The organism is Reyranella sp., assembly GCF_965279625.1.
GTDB lineage: Bacteria > Pseudomonadota > Alphaproteobacteria > Reyranellales > Reyranellaceae > Reyranella.
Genome location: NZ_OZ257251.1, coordinates 1,756,011 through 1,775,126, shown reverse-complemented (window position 1 = coordinate 1,775,126; position 19,116 = coordinate 1,756,011). Strand labels below are relative to the sequence as shown.

The window sequence follows — 19,116 nt, the reverse complement described above, 5'->3', positions numbered from 1 at the left end:
CGAAGGAACGAACATGGCAATGACCATGCTGCAGATGGCCGGGGCGCAACCGACGCCCGCTACCATGGCCGACGGTATCCTGCTGATCATCGATGCACAGAGGGAATACACGGATGGCTTGCTGCCGCTGACCGGGGTGCAGCCCGCGATCGACGCGCTGGCGGTGCTGCTCGAGAAAGCCCGAGCGGCGGGAGCCCCTGTGGTCCATGTGCGCCACCAGTCGAAGGGCAAGGCGTTCAATTCCAGCTCGACGGGCTATGAGATCGTGAAGGAGCTGACGCCGCGGGACGGCGAAGCGATCATCGACAAGGGCATGCCGAACTCCTTCGCGGGGACCGACCTCGCCACGCAACTTGCCGCGATCGGACGCAAGAACCTGATCGTCGGCGGCTTCATGACCCATATGTGCGTTTCGGCGACGGTGCGGGCGGCAACGGATCAGGGCTTCATGAGCACCATTGCGGCCGACACGGTCGCAACGCGCGACCTGCCCGATGCCACGGGCGGTGACACGATCGCCGCGGATGTGATCAACAGGATCACGCTTGCGGCCCTGTCCGACCGTTTCGCCTGGATCGTGCCGTCGGCCCGGCAGATCGCCTGATCAAGTTCGCCGTCGATGATGACGGTGGGAGGGAAGAGTTCAGATGCTCTTGCCGCTGACGGTGCTGATGGCGGTGATCGCCGCGACGGCGATCAGGGAGGCGATCAGTGTGTATTCGATGGCGGTGGCGGCCTTGTCGTCCGCCATCAATCGGCGAAAAAAGGACAGCATCGATATCTCCAGATTGAAAAAATGCCCGAGGCTTGCTGAAGCCGCGTTCGGAAAATAGGTAGAGAAATCGTCCTCAAGGTATTGGACCGACACACCGATACAATGTGAGAATTGTATCAAGTTCGTCATGGCGCGCGCCGGGGCGAGCCTCGTGTTATCGTTGAGTCGAGCAAGGAGGGGGCGATCATGAAGTCCATTCTGACAATGGCTTGGACGTCGGAAGATCCGTCCGCATTCGATCTGGCGGCCAAGATCGCGCACAAATTCGGGGCGCGACTGATCGGCCTCGAGCCACCGTCCTATGGGGTCATGAGCATGGCCTGGGCCGATGCCGGCATGGGCGCCCCGATCGGCGGCGGCCTGGCCGAGGATGCCGAGGAGCGCCAGCGTGTGTCGGCGGTCAAGCAGGCCTTCGACGAGCGCACCGCCGGTCTTGTCGCCGAATGGCGTTCGTCCGACGACAGCGGGCCGACGGCGATCGGCACGATCGGCCGGGCCTATGATCTCATCGTGCTACCGCAGCCCGGCGCGCTGCCGAAGATGCCGGAAAGCGTCTTCGAGACCGCCCTGTTCGACTCGGGCCGCCCGGTCCTCGTTGTGCCGCCCGGCTTCAGCGGTATGGTCGGAAAGCGCATCCTGTTCGCGTGGAACGGCTCGACCGAAAGTGCGCGCGCGATTTCTCTCGCCATGCCGGTCCTGAGCGGCGCCGAGGCGATCGAGGTTCTCAGCGTCGAAGGCGCGATGGTTCCGGGCCCGACCGCTCTTGAGATCGCCGAGTCGCTGAAGAGCCACGGTCTCAACGTGACGGGGCAGCACGTGAAGCCCGGCGCCAAGTCGGCCGGCCAGACCATCGTCGAGCGGGCCCAGGCGCTGGGTGCCGACCTGATCGTGAAGGGCGCCTACACGCAGAGCCGGCTGCGCCAGATGATCTTCGGCGGGGTCACCCGCGATCTCATCCTGACGTCGCCGATTCCGGTACTCTTCTCCTACTGAGCCAGACAATCCGCCGCCGGTGATATGCCGGCGGCCGTGCTAGAACGCGCCGCATGACGGCTCGCTCGACCGACTCCCGAGAATTGCTGTGGGGCCGCACGCTGGCGCTGGTCGCGGTCTTTCTCGCCGTGGCTGCGGCGCTGGCTTTCGGCCTGCCGAATGCCGACCGAACTGCCCTGGCGCGGCCAACGATCGCGGAGAAGCTCATCCTCTTGCGTGCAGAGCGCGCAGAGTTGCAGGCGCGCGCCGACAGCCTGGCGCGGCTCGAGTTGCTTCAGTCGTTCCGCGTCTCGAGCCTGCTGTTCGACGCGCTGGCGGCCCGTTACGAAGCCGAGCGCGAGCAACCCTTCGATCTGCTTCCGGAAGCGCGGCGGGAGGTCTTCGCGCGGCTCGATGCCGTTAATACGGCCTTGCGCTTGGCAATCGACCGTCCCCGCGCTGCGGGAAGGGCGGAAGCCGTCTCGCAGGCAGCGAGCGGCATACCCGCCGACCTCGAGCGGATGGCGTCCGTCGAGCTCTCGCCGGTCATCCTTTCCTACACGCCGATGTTCCTGGCGCCCCGCAAACAGACGGATGAGGCCGTTCGTTCGCTGGGTGCGTCGTCCACGCCGCCACCCGAAGGCGCCTTGCGAGATCCCGGCGAGGGCAAGGGCGGAGCGGGGACGTCACCGGACGGCGACGATCCCACGGTCGAGATCGAGATACTGGGTCTGCGCCTTGCGTCGGGCCCGACGCCGCCTGTGCTGACGATCGGCTCATGGCGCGGCGAGGCCACGGTGACGCCCGAACGGCTGCGGTTCGTCGTGCCGCGCAGTGCCTTGCCGGCCGACGCCACACACGTACGGTTCGCGGCAGGATCGCTGTTTCTGCGTTATGCCTCCCGCACCCTGGTGTTCCAGGTGCTTTTCGCCTCGATTCCGGAAAAGCCGGGGGCATTCGCCCTGGATCAGAAGGTGCAATCCGCCGTGCCGGAGTCGAACACGCTGGTGTCTCCGGAGATCCTGGCGCGCGCCCCGGCAGGTCAGACACGGACCGTGAGACGTTGCTTCGATCCGCCTCCAGGGTGGAGATTCGACAAGAACAAGCGGCGCATCGTCATCGTGGAGCGGCTCGGCTGGCTCGACGACATTCCGGACGAAACGATGAACGGCGGTTCGGTCGAGTTCGTACGCGAGGATCGTCCCGGCCAGATCTGTATCGCCGTCGTTGCGAAGGCGGCGACGAAGGAGGCGAGCAGCGCCACAATCGGCCGCTTCGAGGCGACGCTGGTGCGCGACGTTGCGGTGGATCGCGTGGTGCGCAGCGGGATTCGCACCCTCGGCTGGAACGAGCCGGTCCCGCTGCCATTCGAGCCGGGGATGGCCGAATGGAAACTCTATGTCCGCCTGTTCGATGAGATCGATCGCGAGTTCGAAGGCAAGGCTGGTGGAGCGGAGGTTCCGTCCGGCCTGTCGTTCCTGCGCATCGCGATCGATGGCGACGTCAGCCTGACGCTCGAGGCCGACACTACGGGGTTCCGCTAACGGCCCCGGGCCTCGAGGCGCATGCGTCTCTTGCCGGTTTCGTCATTGAGGTCGAGCGTCGTGCCGGAGACCTGCGCGGTCCTGACCGACCCCAATGCCGCGACGAAGCTCTTCTCGATCGCGGTCTCCGCCGGAGCGCAGGCCATCAGGGTCATCGGGCCAGGCGTGAAGCGGAGACCCGCCGGATCGAGAACATACTCGCCTTCCAGTGTGTTGCAGCCCGTCGAGGCGGTGAACTTGCCGAGATCGTCCAGCCGCATCAGCGGCCGCCGGCGCCAGTCGTCGAAGGCGGGACGCTCGCCGTCGAGCTCGACAAGCCGCCACTCGGTGTCGCGCAAAGCCGAACCGCGCGCTGCCAGCGCCGGACAGGCGCCGTTGCGCTTGAGACCGAGGAAGCGATCCACGGTGACGGAGTTGTTGCCGTCGAACCCGCCGATGATCTCGGCGTAGAGGAACGTTTCACGGGAGGGCGTGGCGTCCACCCACGCCTTTTCCAGATCCGGCTCGGCGCCGCCGGGGGCGACGCCATAGATGCGGCCGACCAGGCACGGGGCGAACAAGCCCCCGTCCTGGGCGTCGCGATACATGCCGATGAGCTTGAATCGGCCGTCGATCGGGTCGGTGGCAGCGGCCTGCAGTAGCTCGGTGCCATTCTCGGCGATCAACTTGTCCACGCCGGTCTCGCGGAACGACCGGCGGCTGCCTGTGCCGCCGCGCAGAACCAGCCGCACACCGCCTTCGACCTCCTGCGCCCACTCGCCGAGATCGAGAAGAGGTTCCGCCGCTCCGTCGCGCTTCTCGCGGAGCCGGAACGTTCCGTCGGGAAACAGGGTGACGGTGAGCCCGCCGCCCGCATAGGTCCGCGGCGGTTCACCGGGCCGGCCGGCGGCGTGACAGCGCATCGAGCGACCGGCGGCAGTGAGCGTCACCTCGCGGCCGCGGCCGCGCAGTTCGTAGTAGGAATCCGAATAGGCGAAACCGGATCCCGAGGGCACCCGGGACAGTTCGATATCGGGCTGACCGGGCATGCGCAGCGTCGCAAGCTCGCCGTCCCTCGAAAAGGAAGACGCGAAGTCCATGCCGCCCGGACAGGAATACATCACATCGCCTTGGGGCACCGGCAACGGTGCGGGCCTAGGATCCGACGGCGAGACCTGCGCGGCGGCCGGAGCCGCGGCCAGCAGGAGGAGGAGCAGGGAGAGTCGCTTCATGGCGTCGACTCCGGGATGCGGCCGTCGGCGGACAGCAACACGGCGATCGGACGGGTCGTCTCGAATTGAGCGAGCACGATAAGCGCCACTACCATGATGGGCACGCACAGGAACATGCCGACGACGCCCCAGATCGTGCCCCACACGATCAAGGAGACGATGACGACCAACGGCGAGAGATTGAGAGAGCGCCCCATGATCGCCGGCTCGATGACGTTGGCCGTCACGACCTGGATCGAGCCGAATACCAGCAGGACGATGAGGAAGGGCGTGAGATTGTCGAACTGGATCAGGGTGAGGAGTGCCGGTGCGATGATGGCCATTATCGAGCCCACGGTTGGGATGTAATAGAAGAAGAACACCATGACGGCCCAGAAGCCCGCGAAGTCGACACCGACCGAGGACATGACGACATAGGCGAGTGCCGAGGTCGCCGTCGCGAGCGTGGTCTTGATGCGGATATAGATGCGGATCTCGCGGTCGATGCGGGCGAGCACGGCCAGCACGCGCGCCTCTTGGCCATCGCCGTGAAAAATGGCGCCGAGCTTGCGCTTGAAGTGAACCTGCTCGACGAAGAGGAACAGCGTGTAGATCAGGATGAGCCCGGCGATGCTCACCACTGAGGCGGCAGCGGTTGCGACGCTGCCCAACGTCTCGGCGAGGCTGATGCGCGCGACAAGTTCCGAGAGGGTCGGTGCCTGCTCGATGCCGATCAGCGGGGTGACCTGCTCAATAAGATGCGTCAGCCGGATTTCATAGGACGGCACCGCCGCCACGACAGCCTGCACATTTAGGCCGATCGTTCGTCCCACGACCCAGAACAGCCCACCGATCAGCAGGACAGCAACGGCCAGCGCCAGCGGCTGCGGCAGGCGCACCCCCCCGAACCGCGGCTGGCTGAAGGTGTCTGCCAGCGAATCGATCATGTACCAGAGCACGATGCCCAGCACGAACGGCAGCAGGAGCCCGCGGCCGGCGACGAGCAGGGAAATCGTCGCGGCGATCACGATGGCCCACAGAGCGGCGCGTTGCAGCGTCATGCCGATACTATAGCGGCTGTCGCTTGCACTTGGGAGGCGGGGTCAGCGGCGATTGAGGCCTGAGCCGCGACCGAGCATCGCGCGACCGCGTTCGGTCAGCTCGACCCTGCGCTCGCCGACGTCGCCCCCGCACTGACGCACCAAGCCTTCCGCGCGTGCATCTTCCCACATCGGGAACCGCGGGCAGGAACTCTGCCAGGCATCGAGCACGTCGTCGCGTCGGCGCGGCCGGGCCGCCACCCACTCGAGGAACTGGATCATGATGAGGTCGGGGCTGGCCGACATGGCGCCGCTACCGGAAACCGCAGGCCTGCGCCGTGGCGCCCACCGTCGCCCAGCGCTGGTTTTCGCGGAAGCAGCCATTGCTCCACACGCCCGTAAAGACCTGGCCATCAGGCCCGCCGGACTTGGTGCCCCAGCCATTGGCCTGGTCATTCGACCATTCACCTTCATAGCGCGACCCATTGGCCCATACGCGCACACCGCGTCCCTGCATCTTGCCGTTGACGAAGTCACCCTCGTAGCGGCCGCCGTCGGCGAAGAACAGCGTGCCGCGGCCGGTCCGCTGGTTGTCGCGAAAATCGCCGATGTAGCGGTCGCCGTTGGTCCAGACGTACATGCCATGACCTTGTGGGCGCCCCTCGCGAAACTCGGCGATCAGGCGGGCCCCGCTCGGAAACACATAGGTTCCCTTTCCGTCGCGTTCTCCGGCCTTGAACTCACCTTCGTAACGGGCCTTGTCGGCATAGGTGAGCTTGCCCTGGCCCTCATACAGGCCATCCTTCATCTCGCCTTCGTAGCGATCCGTGGGGACGCCATTGCGAGTCCACTGCAGGGTGCCCTTGCCCTGCGCCAGGCCGAACTCGCAGGCGCCGGACCAGCTGATGCCGACGTCGGGCGCCGCGTTCATCATCACGACGCCGCAGCCCGTCTTGGCATCCTTCACCTCGTCGCTGGCAGGCGGAGGCTGACCGGGCGTGGGTGCGATGGGGAGCTGACGGGGAGGCGCGATACTGCCTAGCTCCGGCACCGGCCGTGACGTCTGGGCTGCCGTGGGAAGGGCGACCGACGTGGCAAGGAGAGTGAGGGCTAGAAGCGAGCGACGCATGTGGCCGGAGTTTAGCACTCCCGGTCGGTATCGTCTTTCTCGGCGTCCTTGCCCGCTCTCTTCGAAGCATCATCGTTCCCGGCCGACTTCTTGTTCGCGCTCAGCCCCAGCTTCCGCTCGAGAGCGTAGAGGAGGCTCATGACCACCAGGATCAGGAATGTGCCCAGGCCGGCGATCTGCCAAAGGCCGAAGCCGGAGGACAGACCGACCGCTCCGGCCAGCCACATGCCGGCGCCGGTCGTAAGGCCCTGCACTTCACCACGTGTGAAGAGGATTGAGCCCGCGACCAGGAATGCAACGCCCGCCGTCACGGCTTCCACCGCGCGAAGCGGATCGCTGGCGGTCTGCCGGCCCTCGAAGGCGTTGGAATGGGAAATCTCTACGGTGAGAATGCCGAACGTGGCGGCGGCAACACAGATCAGGATGTGCGTACGCAGGCCCGCTGGCCTTGCCTGCCATTCTCGCTCGAAGCCGATGAGCGCACCCAGCAGCGCGGCGAAAAGGAGCCGCGCTGCAATGACGGGAAAGGGCAGGAAAGTGGGGTGGGCGATCTCGTCTACGAGCGCCCCCATCTTCAGGAGGCGTACTTGAACTCGGGCAGAGCCTTGAGCGAATCCTTCGTTGCGCCGGGCAACACGATCTTCTTGCCGTCGGTTCGCATCTGCTCATACGGAAGAGCGATCAGCTTGTCGCCGATGCCGAGAAATCCGCCGACCGAAAGCACCACGAACGGCGCCTTTCCGTCGGGGCCGACGATGATCTCATCCACCTTGCCGACAGTGTCGCCGGCGTCGTTGACGACCGAAGAGCCGATGACCTTGCTGGCGCGGTAGCCGGTCGAGACCTTGACGACGTCGACCTTGGTGAGCTGGATGGTCTGAGGGGCGCCCTGCGCTGAGACGAGGACCGGCACCGACAGGGTGAAGGCGGCGGCAAGGGCGGCGGGGACAAGAAGGTTACGCATTGTGTGGCTCCATGAGAGGGGTGGGTCCTCAACGAGCCATGTTCTTTCGCGTTCCCGAGGGGCCCAAAAGATCGGGGCGCGGCCCTGTGATCAAGGCGTGAAGTTGTGGGTCCAGCCGTTCTGACGCCTTGTGTCGACCTGGGTGAACAGACGCCTTTGATATTGGGAGCCGCAGTTGTTGGTGCGGATCGTGAAGGCCTGCGGACTGACGCAGACTGGGACGGTGCCGGTCCACTCCCGCCCCGTCGATTTGTCTTGGGCGTAGACCAGATAGCGGTCGTACTGGAGAGGACCCGCCCAGAGGAGCGTGCAGGCATTCGGCGGTAGCTTGTACCAACCTTCTGAAATGACGATCTGGCCGATGGCGTCACTTGCGCCCGTATCCAGAGCCTTCGCCACTTCTATTTCTCTAAGCGAAGGATTGCAGACCCGAAAGCCCGTCTCCGAACGCTGTTGAGCAGCCGCACCGGCCGCCCCAGAGACGGCAAGGAGGAGAGTGATCGAAAGGAATTTCATCCAGAGTACCTTATTCGCTGCGGAGTGTGCGACGTCCTCCGACGCTATGCAAAGCGATCTCGGCTCGCGCGCAGCCTTCGGATGAAAATATAAGTATTTGATTGGAAAGGATTTTCCTAAAAATCGGTCGCGATGGAACCTTTCCACTGTGGCTGGGGTGCCACAGTCCGGGCAACAATGAGTCGATGACGCCTTACTGAGTGGCGCGCTCAGGGGCAGGTCAGGTACATTCTCCTCGTTGTCGTGACGAATTTTTCGCCCCGCCTTTTCGCGTTGGGGCTGTGCAAGTAAGGGAGATATCTCATGAAGAAGGCTCTTCTGGCGGCCGCCGCCATTGTCGCGCTGCCGGTGGCGGCGCAGGCGCAGGCCCCGCAGCCGGGTCTGTACATTGGTGCCGAAGGCGGCATCAACTGGCTGACGAACTTCACGGCCAACACGAACATCCCGGCGTTCCCGACGGTGAACGTGACCCCGCAGCTCGGCTGGATGGCCGGTGGCGTGATCGGCTACGACTTTGTCGGTCCGCGCGTTGAGTTGGAAGGCATCTATCGCTGGAACCCGACGAACGTCGGCGTCCCGGGCACGGCCGTGAACAACCAGGTCGGCCAGCTGGGCATCATGGCGAACCTGCTGTACGACTTCATGCCGGGTTCGGTCATCACCCCGTACATCGGCGCTGGCGCCGGTCTGGGCCTGGTCGACGGCAACTCGTCGCTGTCGAGCACGGTGTTCGCCTATCAGGGCATCATCGGTCTCGGCTGGAACGCCGACACGAACTTCCGCGTGAACCTGGACGGCCGTTACTACGGCACGTCGAACCCGACCGTGAACGGCGTGGGTTGGACGAACAACAACTTCAGCGTCATGCTGGGACTGCAGCTCAAGTTCGGTTCGACGCCGGCCGCCCCGCCGCCGCCGCCGCCGGTCGTTGCGCCGCCGTCGTTCATGGTGTTCTTCGACTGGGATCGCTCGAACCTGTCGGCTCAGGCTCTGAACACGATCAAGCAGGCTGCCGGCGCCTACAAGGCGAAGGGTAACGCCCGCATCACGGCGACGGGTCACACCGACACGTCGGGCACCGAGGCCTACAACATGGCGCTGTCGCTGCGTCGTGCGAACGCCGTCAAGGACGCCCTGGTTCGCGAAGGCGTGCCGGCGACCGCGATCGCGGTGGTTGGCCGTGGCGAGCAGGGCCTGCTGGTCCAGACCGGCCCGAACGTCCGCGAGCCGCAGAACCGCCGCGTCGAAATCGTCATCCAGTAAGCTGGACGACCCGAAACAAGGAAAAGGCGGCCCGATGGGCCGCCTTTTTCTTTGTCTTTGCACCTCCAGCATTCAGGATAGGTTCGGCACTGACGACAAGGTGTCAGTCCCTGTAGTGGGACCGTTTCGGATAACTGAGCGATATTTGCTTTGTCGATGCGATAGAAACCCAACAGACCAACCGCACATCCACCGGCCATGGCCTCGACGTTCGCCCGTCCCCTTCGCACTACCCCGCGCCTCGACTATTCGTTGCTGCGGCGTGCTGCGTTCGGCTTCGGACTCCTCTTTCTCCTGATCTCCCCTGCCTCCCCGGATCCGCTGGCCCTGGGTGTCGGAGCCTTCACGCCCTGGCTCATCCTTCGGCTCGTGAGCACGCCCACGATGCCGCTCGCGATTGTCTACTATCTTCTGTCTCAATGGCTGCAGGTGTTCGCTCGCGCCTTTCTTGCTCTGGTCGACGGCGAACCCATGGCCCAGAGCATCTCCGGACCTTGGGTCGTAAACGCCTACTGGTACATGCTTGCGTCGACGGTAACTTTGGCGGTCGCCTGCAGGCTGGTTCTGGGAAGGATCGCGCCTCCTGATCAGGAGAACTGGTCGGCGCACCTGGCTTGGCGCCCCATCGACATTTTCCTGATCTACCTTGGGTCGAACCTGATCACCCAAGTGGCCGGACTGACGCTGGGCGGCGGTCTGTTCCAGTTCTTCGAGGCCATCGCGCGCTTCAAGATCGTCGCGGCGTTCCTGCTGTTCACATCTGTCATGCAAACCGGCCGCGGTTGGGGGTTCCTGTTCGCGGTCGTGGCGGTCGAAATCGGTTCGGGAATGACCGGCCTGTTAGGCGATTTTCGGGGCGTTTTCGTGTTCCTCGGCACGGCGGCGCTGGCCACCCACATCAAGTGGACGGGACGGACGAGCGGCTATGCCTTTCTGGCGAGCTTCGCGCTGGTGGCTCTGGCCTTGTTCTGGACATCTGTGAAGACGGAATATCGTGACTACGCCACCGGCGGGTCGGAGTCGCAATCCCTACAGCTCTCCCTGTCCGATCGAGCCGAATACATGCTGGGGCGGGTGGCGGGTGTCGCAGACACGGATTGGGGCGTGGCCTCTAAGGCGCTCCTCGAAAGGCTGGCCTACGTCGACATAACTGGCCTCGTCATCAATGTAGACCTCGCGGGTGCCGAGCAGTCGTCGATGCGGCAGTGGAAAGATGCCTTCAGCCATGTCCTCCGTCCTCGCTTCCTGTTTCCCGACAAGGAAGCCCTCTCAGATACCGAAGTCTTCATTCGGCTGACCAAGGCCGATCTTCTGGAGAATATGCGCGGCGGCACCTCGATCAGTGTCGGCTACATGGCCGAAAACTACGTCGATCTGGGATTCCCCGGAATGCTTGGCGGCGTCTTCGCGGTCGGCCTGCTCGTTGCCCTAGTCATCCGGTTCTTCTTCGCGTTCGACGTGCCGTGGATGGTGCGTCAGGGTTCGGCACTCGCTTACGTGTATGCGATATGTGCCAGTGGCCTGGAAGTGTCCCTGCCCAAGCTTCTCGGCAGTTCCCTGACCTTCGCCGTCGCCTACGGGCTGATCCTGAAATTCGCCTTTCCGGTCGGGCAAAGGTGGCTGGATCGTCGGTCACGCCGCGCCTCCGGTCCTGAAGCGTCGCTTCGTCGGGGCAATGGCCTGCCCCGTCGCGGCGGCGGCCCAACCTAGCGTAGACGGCTGGTGCGGCATCGGCCGGCGTCGACGAGAGGCGATCGGGGCTCAGCGATGCCGGCTGACCACCCGAACGAGCGCCTGCGCGGCGCCCTCAAGAGTACGGCCTGCTGCCGGTGGCAATCCGCCTTCCTCGAAGGCCGCGATTATTGATCCGTGTACGTAACTCTTGCGACAGACGGTTGGGGTGTTGGCCAAGTGGTTGGCCGCCGCTTCAATGGCGTCGTGCAACACGGCGCGGCGGGCGCGCTTGCTCTCCACCGAGGATGCGGCCGCAAGGGCCTTCATGACGCCCGCAGAAGCGACGAGGGTGCGGAAATCCTTAAGCGATATCCGCACCCCGGAGACCTCGCGAAGGAAGGCATTCACATCCGCTGCTCTCAACACGTGCAGGGCGCCGTCCGCGTCGCGATACTGGAACAGACGCCGGCCGGGCAGGGTTAGAAGGCTTTGGCAGGCGGCGGCAAGAATGCGGTCGTGGACCTCGCGCGCCACCATCTTCGCGCCTTTGCCTCGGAAATTGAGGCTAACCCTTTCTCCCTCGACCCGCACGTTGGACTTGAGGAGCGTCGTCGCGCCCCGTGTCCCGCGCTCACGCGCGTAAGCGTCGCTGCCGGCACGTAACGCCGTCTTCGAGACGAGATAGACGACGGCAGCCGCGGCCTGCCGGACGCCCGGCCTGTCCGCGCGCAGAAGGCGCCGGACCGCGCGGCTGATCAGGGGCAAGGACTTGGCGATGTTCACGAGCTTGTGCGCCTTCAGTGCTTCGCGAACCTGAAGCCAATCTGGATGGTACCGGTATTGCAGGCGACCGGCAGCATCCTCGCCGACCGCTTGCAGATGAAAGGTAGGGTCCGGCGCGTAACGCACGTTGGCGTATGCCGGCGGCATGGCGAGCGACTTCAACCGCGCGACCGTGGGAGCGTCCTTGATTGTTCCGCCGTCGATCCCAACGAAGCGAAAGCCCTTGCCGCAGCGCTGCCGTCGTAGAAGCAGCATCGCCGGAGTGCCGCGCGTCAATCCGTGTATGCGCATCAGCTGCGCCGTCGCTGAAACCTGAGGCATGCGCGCCAAACGGATCGAAGTCGCGATCGTTGCAGCAACTCTTGGAACAGAAAACCGTTGCAGAGCAACTGCGTTTGAAGGCGGCGCCTCGGAGGACAGACGTAATGAAGGAGATCGGCGTTTGCGGCGAGCATGCCGGAAGGCCCGATAGGCGAGAGCCTTTGGCCGAGCGCAGCCCGTCGGGTGCGAACGGTCTGCGGGTCCTCCCGCAAGTCATCGTCGACACCTACAACGAGGAACTCCGCGACGAGGAAGGGTTTGTGGGGGATCGCGCCAGCGGTCGCGCGTTCGGCGCAATTCTGGATGATTGGCGGGAGCGCGTTGCGGCATCCTTGGATGAGGATCCTTTCGGCGACACACCGACTGGCCGCATCGCCAGACCGACTCTCGACAAGGTTCTGACGGGGACAGATACGGTTGCAGCAGGCCTCGTACATACTGCCATCGAGGAGTTTGCTCATGAACTCGCGACGGTTGTGCGCCGTTTCCTTCGCCTCGAGGGATGGCGGCACACCGAGCGGATCGTGATCGGTGGCGGGTTGAGTTCGAGTCATATCGGCCAGCTTGCCACGGGGCGCGCCCAGGTCCTGCTCGCCGGTGAAGGTGCGTCCTTGGAGCTGGTGCCGATCGGCAATCATCCGGACGAAGCCGGTCTGATCGGTGCCGCCCAGCTCGCCCCTCCCGGGATACTTGCCGACCACGAGGCCATCCTCGCCGCAGACATCGGCGGCACGAACCTGAGAGTAGGTATCGTTGAACTCGACGGAAAGAACGCCGGTTCGAAGGCTACCGTGTGGAAGATGCAGCACTGGTGCCATCGCGATGATAAGCCAACGCGCGACGAGGCGGTGCGGCACCTCGCCGAAATGACGACCAAGCTCATTCAGCGATCGGTCGAGGCAAAACTCGCGCTTGCCCCGTTCATGGGGATCGGATGTCCAGGACTCATCGACGAGCGCGGCGCGATCCTCAACGGCGGACAAAATCTGCCGGGCAACTGGCAGGAGGACGGCTTCAATCTCGCCACCACCCTGGCCGAACGGCTGCCGCGCATCGACGCTCATGTGCCTGCTGTCGTGATCCACAACGATGCGGTTGTGCAGGGGCTGAGCGAAGTCCCTCGCATGAAGGACGTCGCCCGCTGGGGAGTATTGACGATCGGAACGGGTCTGGGAAATGCACGGTTCACGAACCGTCCGCACGCTTGACGGTTCTCAGATGATCTCGCCGATGATGCGTTGCGTCTTCTCTCGCAGTGCGCCAACGCATTCGCAGGCCCCGCGCTCAAGACCCGCCCGGTCGATTATGGTGATCTTTCCGCGCTGGTATCGGATCAAGCCCGCCTGCTGGAGTCCGTAAGCGATCAGGCTTACCGTCGGCCGCCGCACAGCGAGCATCTGCGCGAGGAAGTCATGCGTCAGGCGTATCACGTCATCGTCGATGCGGTCGCGCACCTGCACGATCCAGCGACAGAGCCGCCGGTCGGCCGTGTGCAGGGCGTTGCAGGCTGCTGTTTGCTGCATCTGAGCCAGCATCACCTCGCTGCTTAGCAAAGCCATCTTGCGAAGCATGGGGCTCTGGCCGATGGCTGTCCGGAAGTCCGCTACGGACATGCGCCACGAAGTGGCGTCGATCTGCACGATCGCGCGCGTGCCCGCCGTATGATTGCCCAGAGCAGAGAGCGATCCGAGAATCGCCTCTCGGCCGAGCGTCGCGGTTTCGATCTCAGCGCCATCCTGCATCATCGCGACCAGCGAGATCATGCCGCTTTCGATGAAGTAGACATGCTCGATTCGCTGCTCGGGTTCCTGAAGGATAGTACCCTGGGACATGCGGTGAAACGCAAGATACGGCCTCAGCCGGTTCTGCTCCGCAGCGGGAAGAGCGGACAGAAACAGATTCCTCGGCTCGAATACAGACGCCACTTCAGTTTCCTCATTCGCCAGGACACTGCGGTGACTCTCACGAGCAGCCTGTTCGTCGGGCTTTGGAAGATCCCGACTGTAGCCACGCGTTTGTTTGTCGGTCGGTTCCGTAACGAACGAAGAAGCGGAAGCAGGGCGTGTGGACATGAATTACCTGTCTAGAAAGGCAAGGCCCGGCCATGGGGCATTCGCCGACCAAGCCGATCGCGTTTGACCGCCGATTCGCTTTCGCCGCCGCGCACCTTAGGCTCGTCCTCAGTGACAGCAGCTTCGGCGTGCCGCATGCCCAACGGGGTCAGTCGTGGTCCGGTCGGCCCATCGTGCAAAAGGCCCAAGAGTTCCAGACGTAAGCGATGGGAGGAGGGAAGCGACACGGCTTGTCCGACGGACAGCGCCCTGAGAAGACGCTGCTCCTCTGCGCTGATCCGCACTTGGGCGGTCGGCATGACTCACGGCTCCTTGGATCCGGGGTGGTGGGGCGCCGGCCCCTCAGGCACCGGCTGGACATGCAACGGGTCCCCTTGATGGGGGTTCCGGCGCCGGATCTAATTGCTCAAGCCTGCCCGCAATCAAGGCCCGTGGAGTTCTGCGGCTTTTATCTGGAGAGCGAGGTACTTCGAGTAAATGCGGCATTGGGCGAATGAACCGCCCTGGAACCACAGGCCCGGTTGAGCGGTGGGTATCCACATGTTCTGCAGTTCCTGAGTGCGGTCGTCGAATCCCCAGATGGGGCCGACCTTGCGCGCGATTTCCAGCCCGAAGACCTGTTCCACGACGTGATCCTGACCCTTGTAACCGGTGGCCAGGACGATCAGGTCGGCGGAGCGATCGCTGCCGTCCTTCATCGTGAGGCCGGTCGTGGTGAAGGATGCGATGTCGTCGTACTGGATCAGCCCAATCTCGCCCTTCGCCACGAGATCGGAGGCGCCCACGTTGAAATAATAGCCTCCGCCGCGGCTCCGATACTTGAGCGGCCAGCCCGTGCCATCCTCCCCGAATTCGAGCCGGAAGCCCACCCGCTCCAGCGCGTCGAGCAGGGGCGCATCATGTGCCCGCGCCTGATCGGTGAGGATGCAGTGCGCCTTCTTCATCACGCGTAGCGGTACCGAGGCATTGATGAGGTCGCGGTCTTCCAGCGTCGGGCCCTTGCCGTAATAAATCCCGTCATATAGCTGGGCGCCCGGCTCGATGTTGACGATCAGGGTAGGGCTGCGCTGGACGAGGGTGACGTGCGCGCCGTTGCCGTGCAGGTCTTGCGCGATGTCGTGCGCGCTGGTGCCCGTGCCGAAGACATAGACCGGACGGCCCTTCCAGTCCGCGCCGCTTGCGAACTTGCTGGAATGGACCACGGTACCCTCGAAGCGGTCGAGGGTCGGTATCTCGGGAATGTTCGGCGTGCCGCTCACGCTCGTCGCCATCACGATGTGGCGCGGATGCAGCGTACGGTGAACGCCGCCGGCCACATCCATGTCGAGCTCGGCTGTCCAGCGCCTCTCGCTCGCGTCCCACGTTGCACTCTTGAAGGTCGTGCCCGTCCAGAAGTCGATCTCCATCGTCTCGACATAGGATTCGAGCCAGTTCGCGATCTTGTCCTTGGGAATGTATTTAGGCCACGTCTTGGGGAAAGGCAGATAGGGAAAGTGGTTGGAGTGCTTCTGATTGTGCAGCTTCAGCCCGTGGTAGCGCTTGCGCCAGTTGTCCCCGATCCTTGTCATTCGGTCGACGACTAGCGCCTCGACGCCCAGTGCCTTGAGGCGAGCCGCTACGGTGATGCCGGCATGGCCACCGCCAATGATCAGCACGGCCGGATCGCGCTCGGCGTAGCGAGAGGATTCCTGCCGGAGGTCCAGCCAGTTCGGCCCATGAAAGTCACGATCGAAGGCGGGCTCCTCCGCTCCGCTCAGGACCGTCTCTTCGTCATGGCCGTGTAGCGACTCGAGCGAGGTCAGTAGTGTCCAGGCCACCGCTTCGCCAGTGCGGCAGTCGCTGCGTTTCAGCCGGACAATGCCGGCACCGACGCCGATTGCCGTCGTGAATGTCAGGATCGCTTCGACGCAAGCCTCGCCGGCTCGCTCGACGTCGCGCGGCGGACAGCGATCGGCGTCGATGGCAAAGTCCCGGGCACCGTTTGCGCACACAGCTTCGAGCAGTCGCGCGGCGATCTTGGGGCGATCGCTCACGGTTTCTATCGAGTCCGTCAGCGCAACGATGTCGCGCCAATCGGCATCCGGTCGAAACAGCGCCGCCAGCCGCTTCGCGTCGTGCGCGCCGAGCGCCGCGTTCAGCTTGGCGAGCCAGTCGTCTACGAGTTCCGCATCACGGTTCAATTCAGCATCCATTGTACGAACTTGTCCAATGATGGCCGTCCGCACAACATCGAAGGATCGTACCGGTAGGAACGAGAGCGGCGTGGCGACGTCGTTCGACGGAAGATGGCCTTTTGCCTTTGGGCCGTCCTCTATCCCCCAAAGACCTGATGCCCCGTTTCCGCAAGGAAGCGGGGCTTTTTTGCGCAGGCGGATCGATCGTGTGAAACTCGCCCGAGCTCTGGGGAGAGCGGGGGAAGGAATGAGGCTATCGGGAGGCGTACGCTGCGTCCGTGGCGTACTTGCGGGATGGGCGGTCGCAGTGGCGATCGTATCGGCAGCTTCGGCGCAGCAATGGACCGAAATACGAGAGAGCGGATTCAAGGTCGAAATGCCCGGGACGCCCGAGCGCTCGGTTCAGGAACTGACAGTCAACGGTACGGGCGAGGTCGTCGACCAGATCGAGCTGACGGTCACCTTGGGCGCCACTGAGTACTTCTGTTCGCGCACGGCTTACCAAAGGATGCCGTCGGACCTCACGGCTGCACAAATGCTGCTGAACGGCCGCGACGGCCGTCCAGGGCACCTCTTGGCCGACCGGCCGATGAGCGTTTCCGGCGCTCCGGCGCGAGACTACGTCCATGAGGAGGATGGCTGGATCCTGGCAACGCGCGCAATTTATGCCGGCAACACGCTGTACCAGCTGATCGTTGTCGGACGGGCGGGTGTCCAGACGGCACCCGCAACCCGCCGCTTCTTCGATTCCTTCAGTCTGGTGCCGCGCCCGCCTGCGTGAGCAAAGGCTTCTTGCCGGCAAGTAGTCTCTCAGGCACGGACCCGGTCGGCACGGTACAGACGAATGGTCAGAAGCAGCGCGCGGCCAACCATGGCGCCGCCACAGAGCAAGGCGACGAGCGAGGCTCCGAGGCGAAGGATTTCGAGGTCCCGGCGGGCGAGGAAGGCGCCAATGCATTCGACGGCCACGGCAGCTCCCACGACAATCGCCACCCCCACAAGAAGGAGCTTGGATCTGTGCGAGAGATTGACTTGTGGCCGGTACATGTCGTGCCGGATGCCAATCGTCATGCCGCGCACGGTACCGCCGATGAAGCCGCCGGCGAGAGCCGCGCCGAACAGCCAGGGCGGTTCGCGTTCGGCGAACTGGAGAAGCGACAGGACGCTGCCGATGAAGAGCGCGAGCAGCGCAGGTGCGAACAGGCGCCAGATCGAAATGTAGCGCCGGCGCACCTCGCGAAGGGATAGGTAGATGCAGGCGCCCGCTGCTGCGACCAGCAGCAAGTGGACCGAGGTTAGATGGTGGAACACGCGCTACGCTACCATTTCAGTCATTACAGTCGAGTGCACGTGCCAGAGTTTTCGGCGCGGCTCGGCCCGTAGCGTGAACTTTGTTCCGGAAAAGGGCGGTAACGCGGCGGGGCCATCGTACGGCCGCGGTCTAACCACGGGAGGAATATCACAGAAAGCTTCAGTGGTATGGGCGTGTCATTTGCGGCCGGTCGTTGCCGCGGAGCGGGGCGTCGCCAAGCCTCGCAGCGGATTCCGGTGAGCGAAGCAGAGTTCCGAAAGCCCGCCGGATTGTGCGTGTTGCCTGACATGGGAAGTCGTGGTTTGTTCCGCGCGAGTTCGGGGAGTGAAAACGAACCATAGGGAGCTTCATCATGAATCGACGACAATTCATCGCCGCCGGCTCGGCCGCCGGCGCATTCGGGATCGCCGGTTGGTCGTTGCCGACCGCCGCGCAGGCCCAATTCTCGATCGCCACGGGCACCACGGGAGCGGTCTATTATCCGCTCGGTGGCGCGATGGCCAACATCCTGAGCAAGAAGGTGCCCAACTGGGCCGTGACCGCCGAGGCGACGGCGGGCTCGGTCGCCAACATGCACATGATCCGGGACGGCAAGGCGCAGATGGCGCTGACCCAGTGTGATACGGCGTATGATGCGATCAAGGGCCTCGACAAGTTCGTCGGCAAGCCGGTCGATTCGCGTACGCTGGCGGTCATCTATCCCAACCTGGTGCATTTCGTGACGATGGAAGGCACTGGAATCAACAAGCTGTCCGACATCAAGGGCAAGCGCATCTCGACCAGCGCGCCGGTGAGCGGATCCGAGGTCATGGCGCTGCGCATCATCGACGAGCTCGGCCTGAAGCTCAGCGACATCAAGCGCGAGCGCCTGTCGCCGGCCGAGAGCACGAACGCCATGAAGGACGGCAAGCTCGACGGCTATTTCTTCAACGGCGGCCCGCCGGTCGCGGCGATCACCGATCTGGCGGCGACCCAGGGCGTCAAGATCAAGCTGATCTCGACGGCCGAGCTGGTGCCGGCGCTGAACAAGAAATACGGTCCCGTCTTCGCCGCCAGCCAGATCCCGGCCAAGGCCTATCCGAACCAGGATGCGGCGGTGCCGGTGATCGCCATCTGGAACATCCTCGTCGTGCCGGCGTCGATGAGCGACGATCAGGCCTACACCATCACCAAGACCTTGTGGGAAAACCACGGCGACCTCGTCGCCACCCACAAGGCGTCGACCGACATGACGGCCGAGAACCAGAAGGCAGCGAACTCGTCGGTGCCTTTCCATCCCGGCGCGATGAAGTTCTTCGCCGAGAAGGGCATCAAGCTGTCGTAACGACAAGAAATAGTGGCGGGGCCTTCCACCAGGAGGGCCCCGTTTTCCATTTGGGGATGGGAA

At 64.2% G+C, this 19,116-nt stretch carries 20 protein-coding genes; 8 read left to right on the top strand and 12 right to left on the bottom strand.

What is annotated here, in order from left to right; genetic code table 11:
- Positions 1-13 precede the first annotated feature (13 nt).
- Entirely contained in the window at positions 14-604 is a 591-nt protein-coding gene (locus tag ACQY78_RS08660; RefSeq protein WP_428684661.1) for a cysteine hydrolase family protein, read from the top strand.
- A gap of 39 nt (positions 605-643) precedes the next feature.
- On the opposite strand, the gene ACQY78_RS08655 is transcribed toward ACQY78_RS08660, so the two are convergent.
- On the bottom strand, positions 644-775 hold the full coding sequence (locus ACQY78_RS08655; protein ID WP_428684659.1) for a Flp family type IVb pilin: 132 nt from the start codon (positions 773-775) through the stop codon (positions 644-646).
- Positions 776-961: 186 nt separating this feature from the next.
- Between ACQY78_RS08655 and ACQY78_RS08650 the strand changes: the two genes are divergently transcribed.
- Both ACQY78_RS08650 and ACQY78_RS08645 read left to right on the top strand, forming a co-directional pair.
- Positions 962-1,768 (top strand): universal stress protein, encoded by an 807-nt coding sequence (locus tag ACQY78_RS08650; RefSeq protein WP_428684657.1) that lies wholly within the window; start codon positions 962-964, stop codon positions 1,766-1,768.
- Between the two features lie 53 nt (positions 1,769-1,821).
- Entirely contained in the window at positions 1,822-3,291 is a 1,470-nt protein-coding gene (locus ACQY78_RS08645) for a hypothetical protein (protein ID WP_428684655.1), read from the top strand.
- Here the strand turns inward: ACQY78_RS08645 and ACQY78_RS08640 are convergent.
- From ACQY78_RS08640 to ACQY78_RS08610, 7 genes are all read right to left on the bottom strand, one after another.
- A complete protein-coding gene (locus ACQY78_RS08640) occupies positions 3,288-4,502 on the bottom strand; it encodes an META domain-containing protein (RefSeq protein ID WP_428684653.1) in 1,215 nt (404 codons plus the stop codon). The genes ACQY78_RS08645 and ACQY78_RS08640 overlap by 4 nt on opposite strands.
- On the bottom strand, positions 4,499-5,542 hold the full coding sequence (locus ACQY78_RS08635) for an AI-2E family transporter (RefSeq protein ID WP_428684651.1): 1,044 nt from the start codon (positions 5,540-5,542) through the stop codon (positions 4,499-4,501). The genes ACQY78_RS08640 and ACQY78_RS08635 overlap by 4 nt, the downstream gene beginning before the upstream one ends.
- A 42-nt stretch (positions 5,543-5,584) precedes the next feature.
- Positions 5,585-5,827, bottom strand: coding sequence for a hypothetical protein (locus tag ACQY78_RS08630; RefSeq protein WP_428684649.1), 243 nt, complete (start codon positions 5,825-5,827; stop codon positions 5,585-5,587).
- A 7-nt stretch (positions 5,828-5,834) separates the two neighbouring features.
- Entirely contained in the window at positions 5,835-6,488 is a 654-nt protein-coding gene (locus ACQY78_RS08625; protein WP_428684647.1) for an MORN repeat-containing protein, read from the bottom strand.
- A gap of 173 nt (positions 6,489-6,661) precedes the next feature.
- Positions 6,662-7,222: an MgtC/SapB family protein gene (locus ACQY78_RS08620; protein WP_428684645.1), complete on the bottom strand. Its 561-nt coding sequence runs from the start codon at positions 7,220-7,222 to the stop codon at positions 6,662-6,664.
- 2 nt (positions 7,223-7,224) lie between these two features.
- Positions 7,225-7,614, bottom strand: a complete 390-nt coding sequence (locus tag ACQY78_RS08615; protein WP_428684643.1) for a PRC-barrel domain-containing protein — start codon at positions 7,612-7,614, stop codon at positions 7,225-7,227.
- Positions 7,615-7,704: 90 nt separating this feature from the next.
- On the bottom strand, positions 7,705-8,130 hold the full coding sequence (locus ACQY78_RS08610; RefSeq protein ID WP_428684641.1) for a DUF1036 domain-containing protein: 426 nt from the start codon (positions 8,128-8,130) through the stop codon (positions 7,705-7,707).
- Positions 8,131-8,433: 303 nt separating this feature from the next.
- On the opposite strand from ACQY78_RS08610, the gene ACQY78_RS08605 reads away from it, so the two are divergent.
- Both ACQY78_RS08605 and ACQY78_RS08600 read left to right on the top strand, forming a co-directional pair.
- A complete protein-coding gene (locus tag ACQY78_RS08605) occupies positions 8,434-9,393 on the top strand; it encodes an OmpA family protein (protein ID WP_428684639.1) in 960 nt (319 codons plus the stop codon).
- Between the two features lie 198 nt (positions 9,394-9,591).
- A complete protein-coding gene (locus tag ACQY78_RS08600) occupies positions 9,592-11,103 on the top strand; it encodes a hypothetical protein (RefSeq protein ID WP_428684637.1) in 1,512 nt (503 codons plus the stop codon).
- A 51-nt stretch (positions 11,104-11,154) separates the two neighbouring features.
- Here ACQY78_RS08600 and ACQY78_RS08595 read toward each other — a convergent pair whose 3' ends face one another.
- Positions 11,155-12,171, bottom strand: coding sequence for a DNA topoisomerase IB (locus ACQY78_RS08595; protein ID WP_428684635.1), 1,017 nt, complete (start codon positions 12,169-12,171; stop codon positions 11,155-11,157).
- 104 nt (positions 12,172-12,275) lie between these two features.
- Between ACQY78_RS08595 and ACQY78_RS08590 the strand changes: the two genes are divergently transcribed.
- Positions 12,276-13,379, top strand: coding sequence for an ROK family protein (locus ACQY78_RS08590; protein WP_428684633.1), 1,104 nt, complete (start codon positions 12,276-12,278; stop codon positions 13,377-13,379).
- A gap of 6 nt (positions 13,380-13,385) precedes the next feature.
- On the opposite strand, the gene ACQY78_RS08585 is transcribed toward ACQY78_RS08590, so the two are convergent.
- Positions 13,386-14,096 carry a Crp/Fnr family transcriptional regulator gene (locus ACQY78_RS08585; protein ID WP_428684631.1) on the bottom strand — a complete coding sequence of 237 codons (711 nt, stop codon included), beginning with the start codon at positions 14,094-14,096 and terminating at the stop codon, positions 13,386-13,388.
- A 569-nt stretch (positions 14,097-14,665) separates the two neighbouring features.
- The gene (locus ACQY78_RS08580) at positions 14,666-16,435 is read right to left on the bottom strand and encodes a flavin-containing monooxygenase (protein ID WP_428684629.1); all 1,770 of its coding nucleotides are present in this window, start codon (positions 16,433-16,435) and stop codon (positions 14,666-14,668) included.
- A 289-nt stretch (positions 16,436-16,724) separates the two neighbouring features.
- On the opposite strand from ACQY78_RS08580, the gene ACQY78_RS08575 reads away from it, so the two are divergent.
- Positions 16,725-17,198 (top strand): hypothetical protein, encoded by a 474-nt coding sequence (locus tag ACQY78_RS08575; protein WP_428684627.1) that lies wholly within the window; start codon positions 16,725-16,727, stop codon positions 17,196-17,198.
- A gap of 29 nt (positions 17,199-17,227) precedes the next feature.
- Here the strand turns inward: ACQY78_RS08575 and ACQY78_RS08570 are convergent, their stop codons facing one another.
- The gene (locus ACQY78_RS08570; RefSeq protein ID WP_428684625.1) at positions 17,228-17,701 is read right to left on the bottom strand and encodes a hypothetical protein; all 474 of its coding nucleotides are present in this window, start codon (positions 17,699-17,701) and stop codon (positions 17,228-17,230) included.
- A gap of 380 nt (positions 17,702-18,081) precedes the next feature.
- Between ACQY78_RS08570 and ACQY78_RS08565 the strand changes: the two genes are divergently transcribed.
- Positions 18,082-19,053 (top strand): TAXI family TRAP transporter solute-binding subunit, encoded by a 972-nt coding sequence (locus ACQY78_RS08565; RefSeq protein ID WP_428684623.1) that lies wholly within the window; start codon positions 18,082-18,084, stop codon positions 19,051-19,053.
- The last annotated feature ends 63 nt before the right edge of the window (positions 19,054-19,116 follow it).

Excerpts from the sequence above, each read along its gene's own strand:
- ACQY78_RS08655 (WP_428684659.1), bottom strand. The coding sequence starts at position 775 with ATGCTGTCCTTTTTTCGCCGATTGATGGCGGACGACAAGGCCGCCACC.
- ACQY78_RS08595 (WP_428684635.1), bottom strand. The coding sequence starts at position 12,171 with ATGCCTCAGGTTTCAGCGACGGCGCAGCTGATGCGCATACACGGATTG.
- ACQY78_RS08610 (WP_428684641.1), bottom strand. The coding sequence starts at position 8,130 with ATGAAATTCCTTTCGATCACTCTCCTCCTTGCCGTCTCTGGGGCGGCC.
- ACQY78_RS08580 (WP_428684629.1), bottom strand. The coding sequence starts at position 16,435 with ATGGATGCTGAATTGAACCGTGATGCGGAACTCGTAGACGACTGGCTC.
- ACQY78_RS08590 (WP_428684633.1), top strand. The coding sequence starts at position 12,276 with ATGAAGGAGATCGGCGTTTGCGGCGAGCATGCCGGAAGGCCCGATAGG.
- ACQY78_RS08620 (WP_428684645.1), bottom strand. The coding sequence starts at position 7,222 with ATGGGGGCGCTCGTAGACGAGATCGCCCACCCCACTTTCCTGCCCTTT.
- ACQY78_RS08615 (WP_428684643.1), bottom strand. The coding sequence starts at position 7,614 with ATGCGTAACCTTCTTGTCCCCGCCGCCCTTGCCGCCGCCTTCACCCTG.
- ACQY78_RS08650 (WP_428684657.1), top strand. The coding sequence starts at position 962 with ATGAAGTCCATTCTGACAATGGCTTGGACGTCGGAAGATCCGTCCGCA.
- ACQY78_RS08640 (WP_428684653.1), bottom strand. The coding sequence starts at position 4,502 with ATGAAGCGACTCTCCCTGCTCCTCCTCCTGCTGGCCGCGGCTCCGGCC.
- ACQY78_RS08605 (WP_428684639.1), top strand. The coding sequence starts at position 8,434 with ATGAAGAAGGCTCTTCTGGCGGCCGCCGCCATTGTCGCGCTGCCGGTG.
- ACQY78_RS08645 (WP_428684655.1), top strand. The coding sequence starts at position 1,822 with ATGACGGCTCGCTCGACCGACTCCCGAGAATTGCTGTGGGGCCGCACG.
- ACQY78_RS08630 (WP_428684649.1), bottom strand. The coding sequence starts at position 5,827 with ATGTCGGCCAGCCCCGACCTCATCATGATCCAGTTCCTCGAGTGGGTG.
- ACQY78_RS08565 (WP_428684623.1), top strand. The coding sequence starts at position 18,082 with ATGAATCGACGACAATTCATCGCCGCCGGCTCGGCCGCCGGCGCATTC.
- ACQY78_RS08635 (WP_428684651.1), bottom strand. The coding sequence starts at position 5,542 with ATGACGCTGCAACGCGCCGCTCTGTGGGCCATCGTGATCGCCGCGACG.
- ACQY78_RS08600 (WP_428684637.1), top strand. The coding sequence starts at position 9,592 with ATGGCCTCGACGTTCGCCCGTCCCCTTCGCACTACCCCGCGCCTCGAC.
- ACQY78_RS08660 (WP_428684661.1), top strand. The coding sequence starts at position 14 with ATGGCAATGACCATGCTGCAGATGGCCGGGGCGCAACCGACGCCCGCT.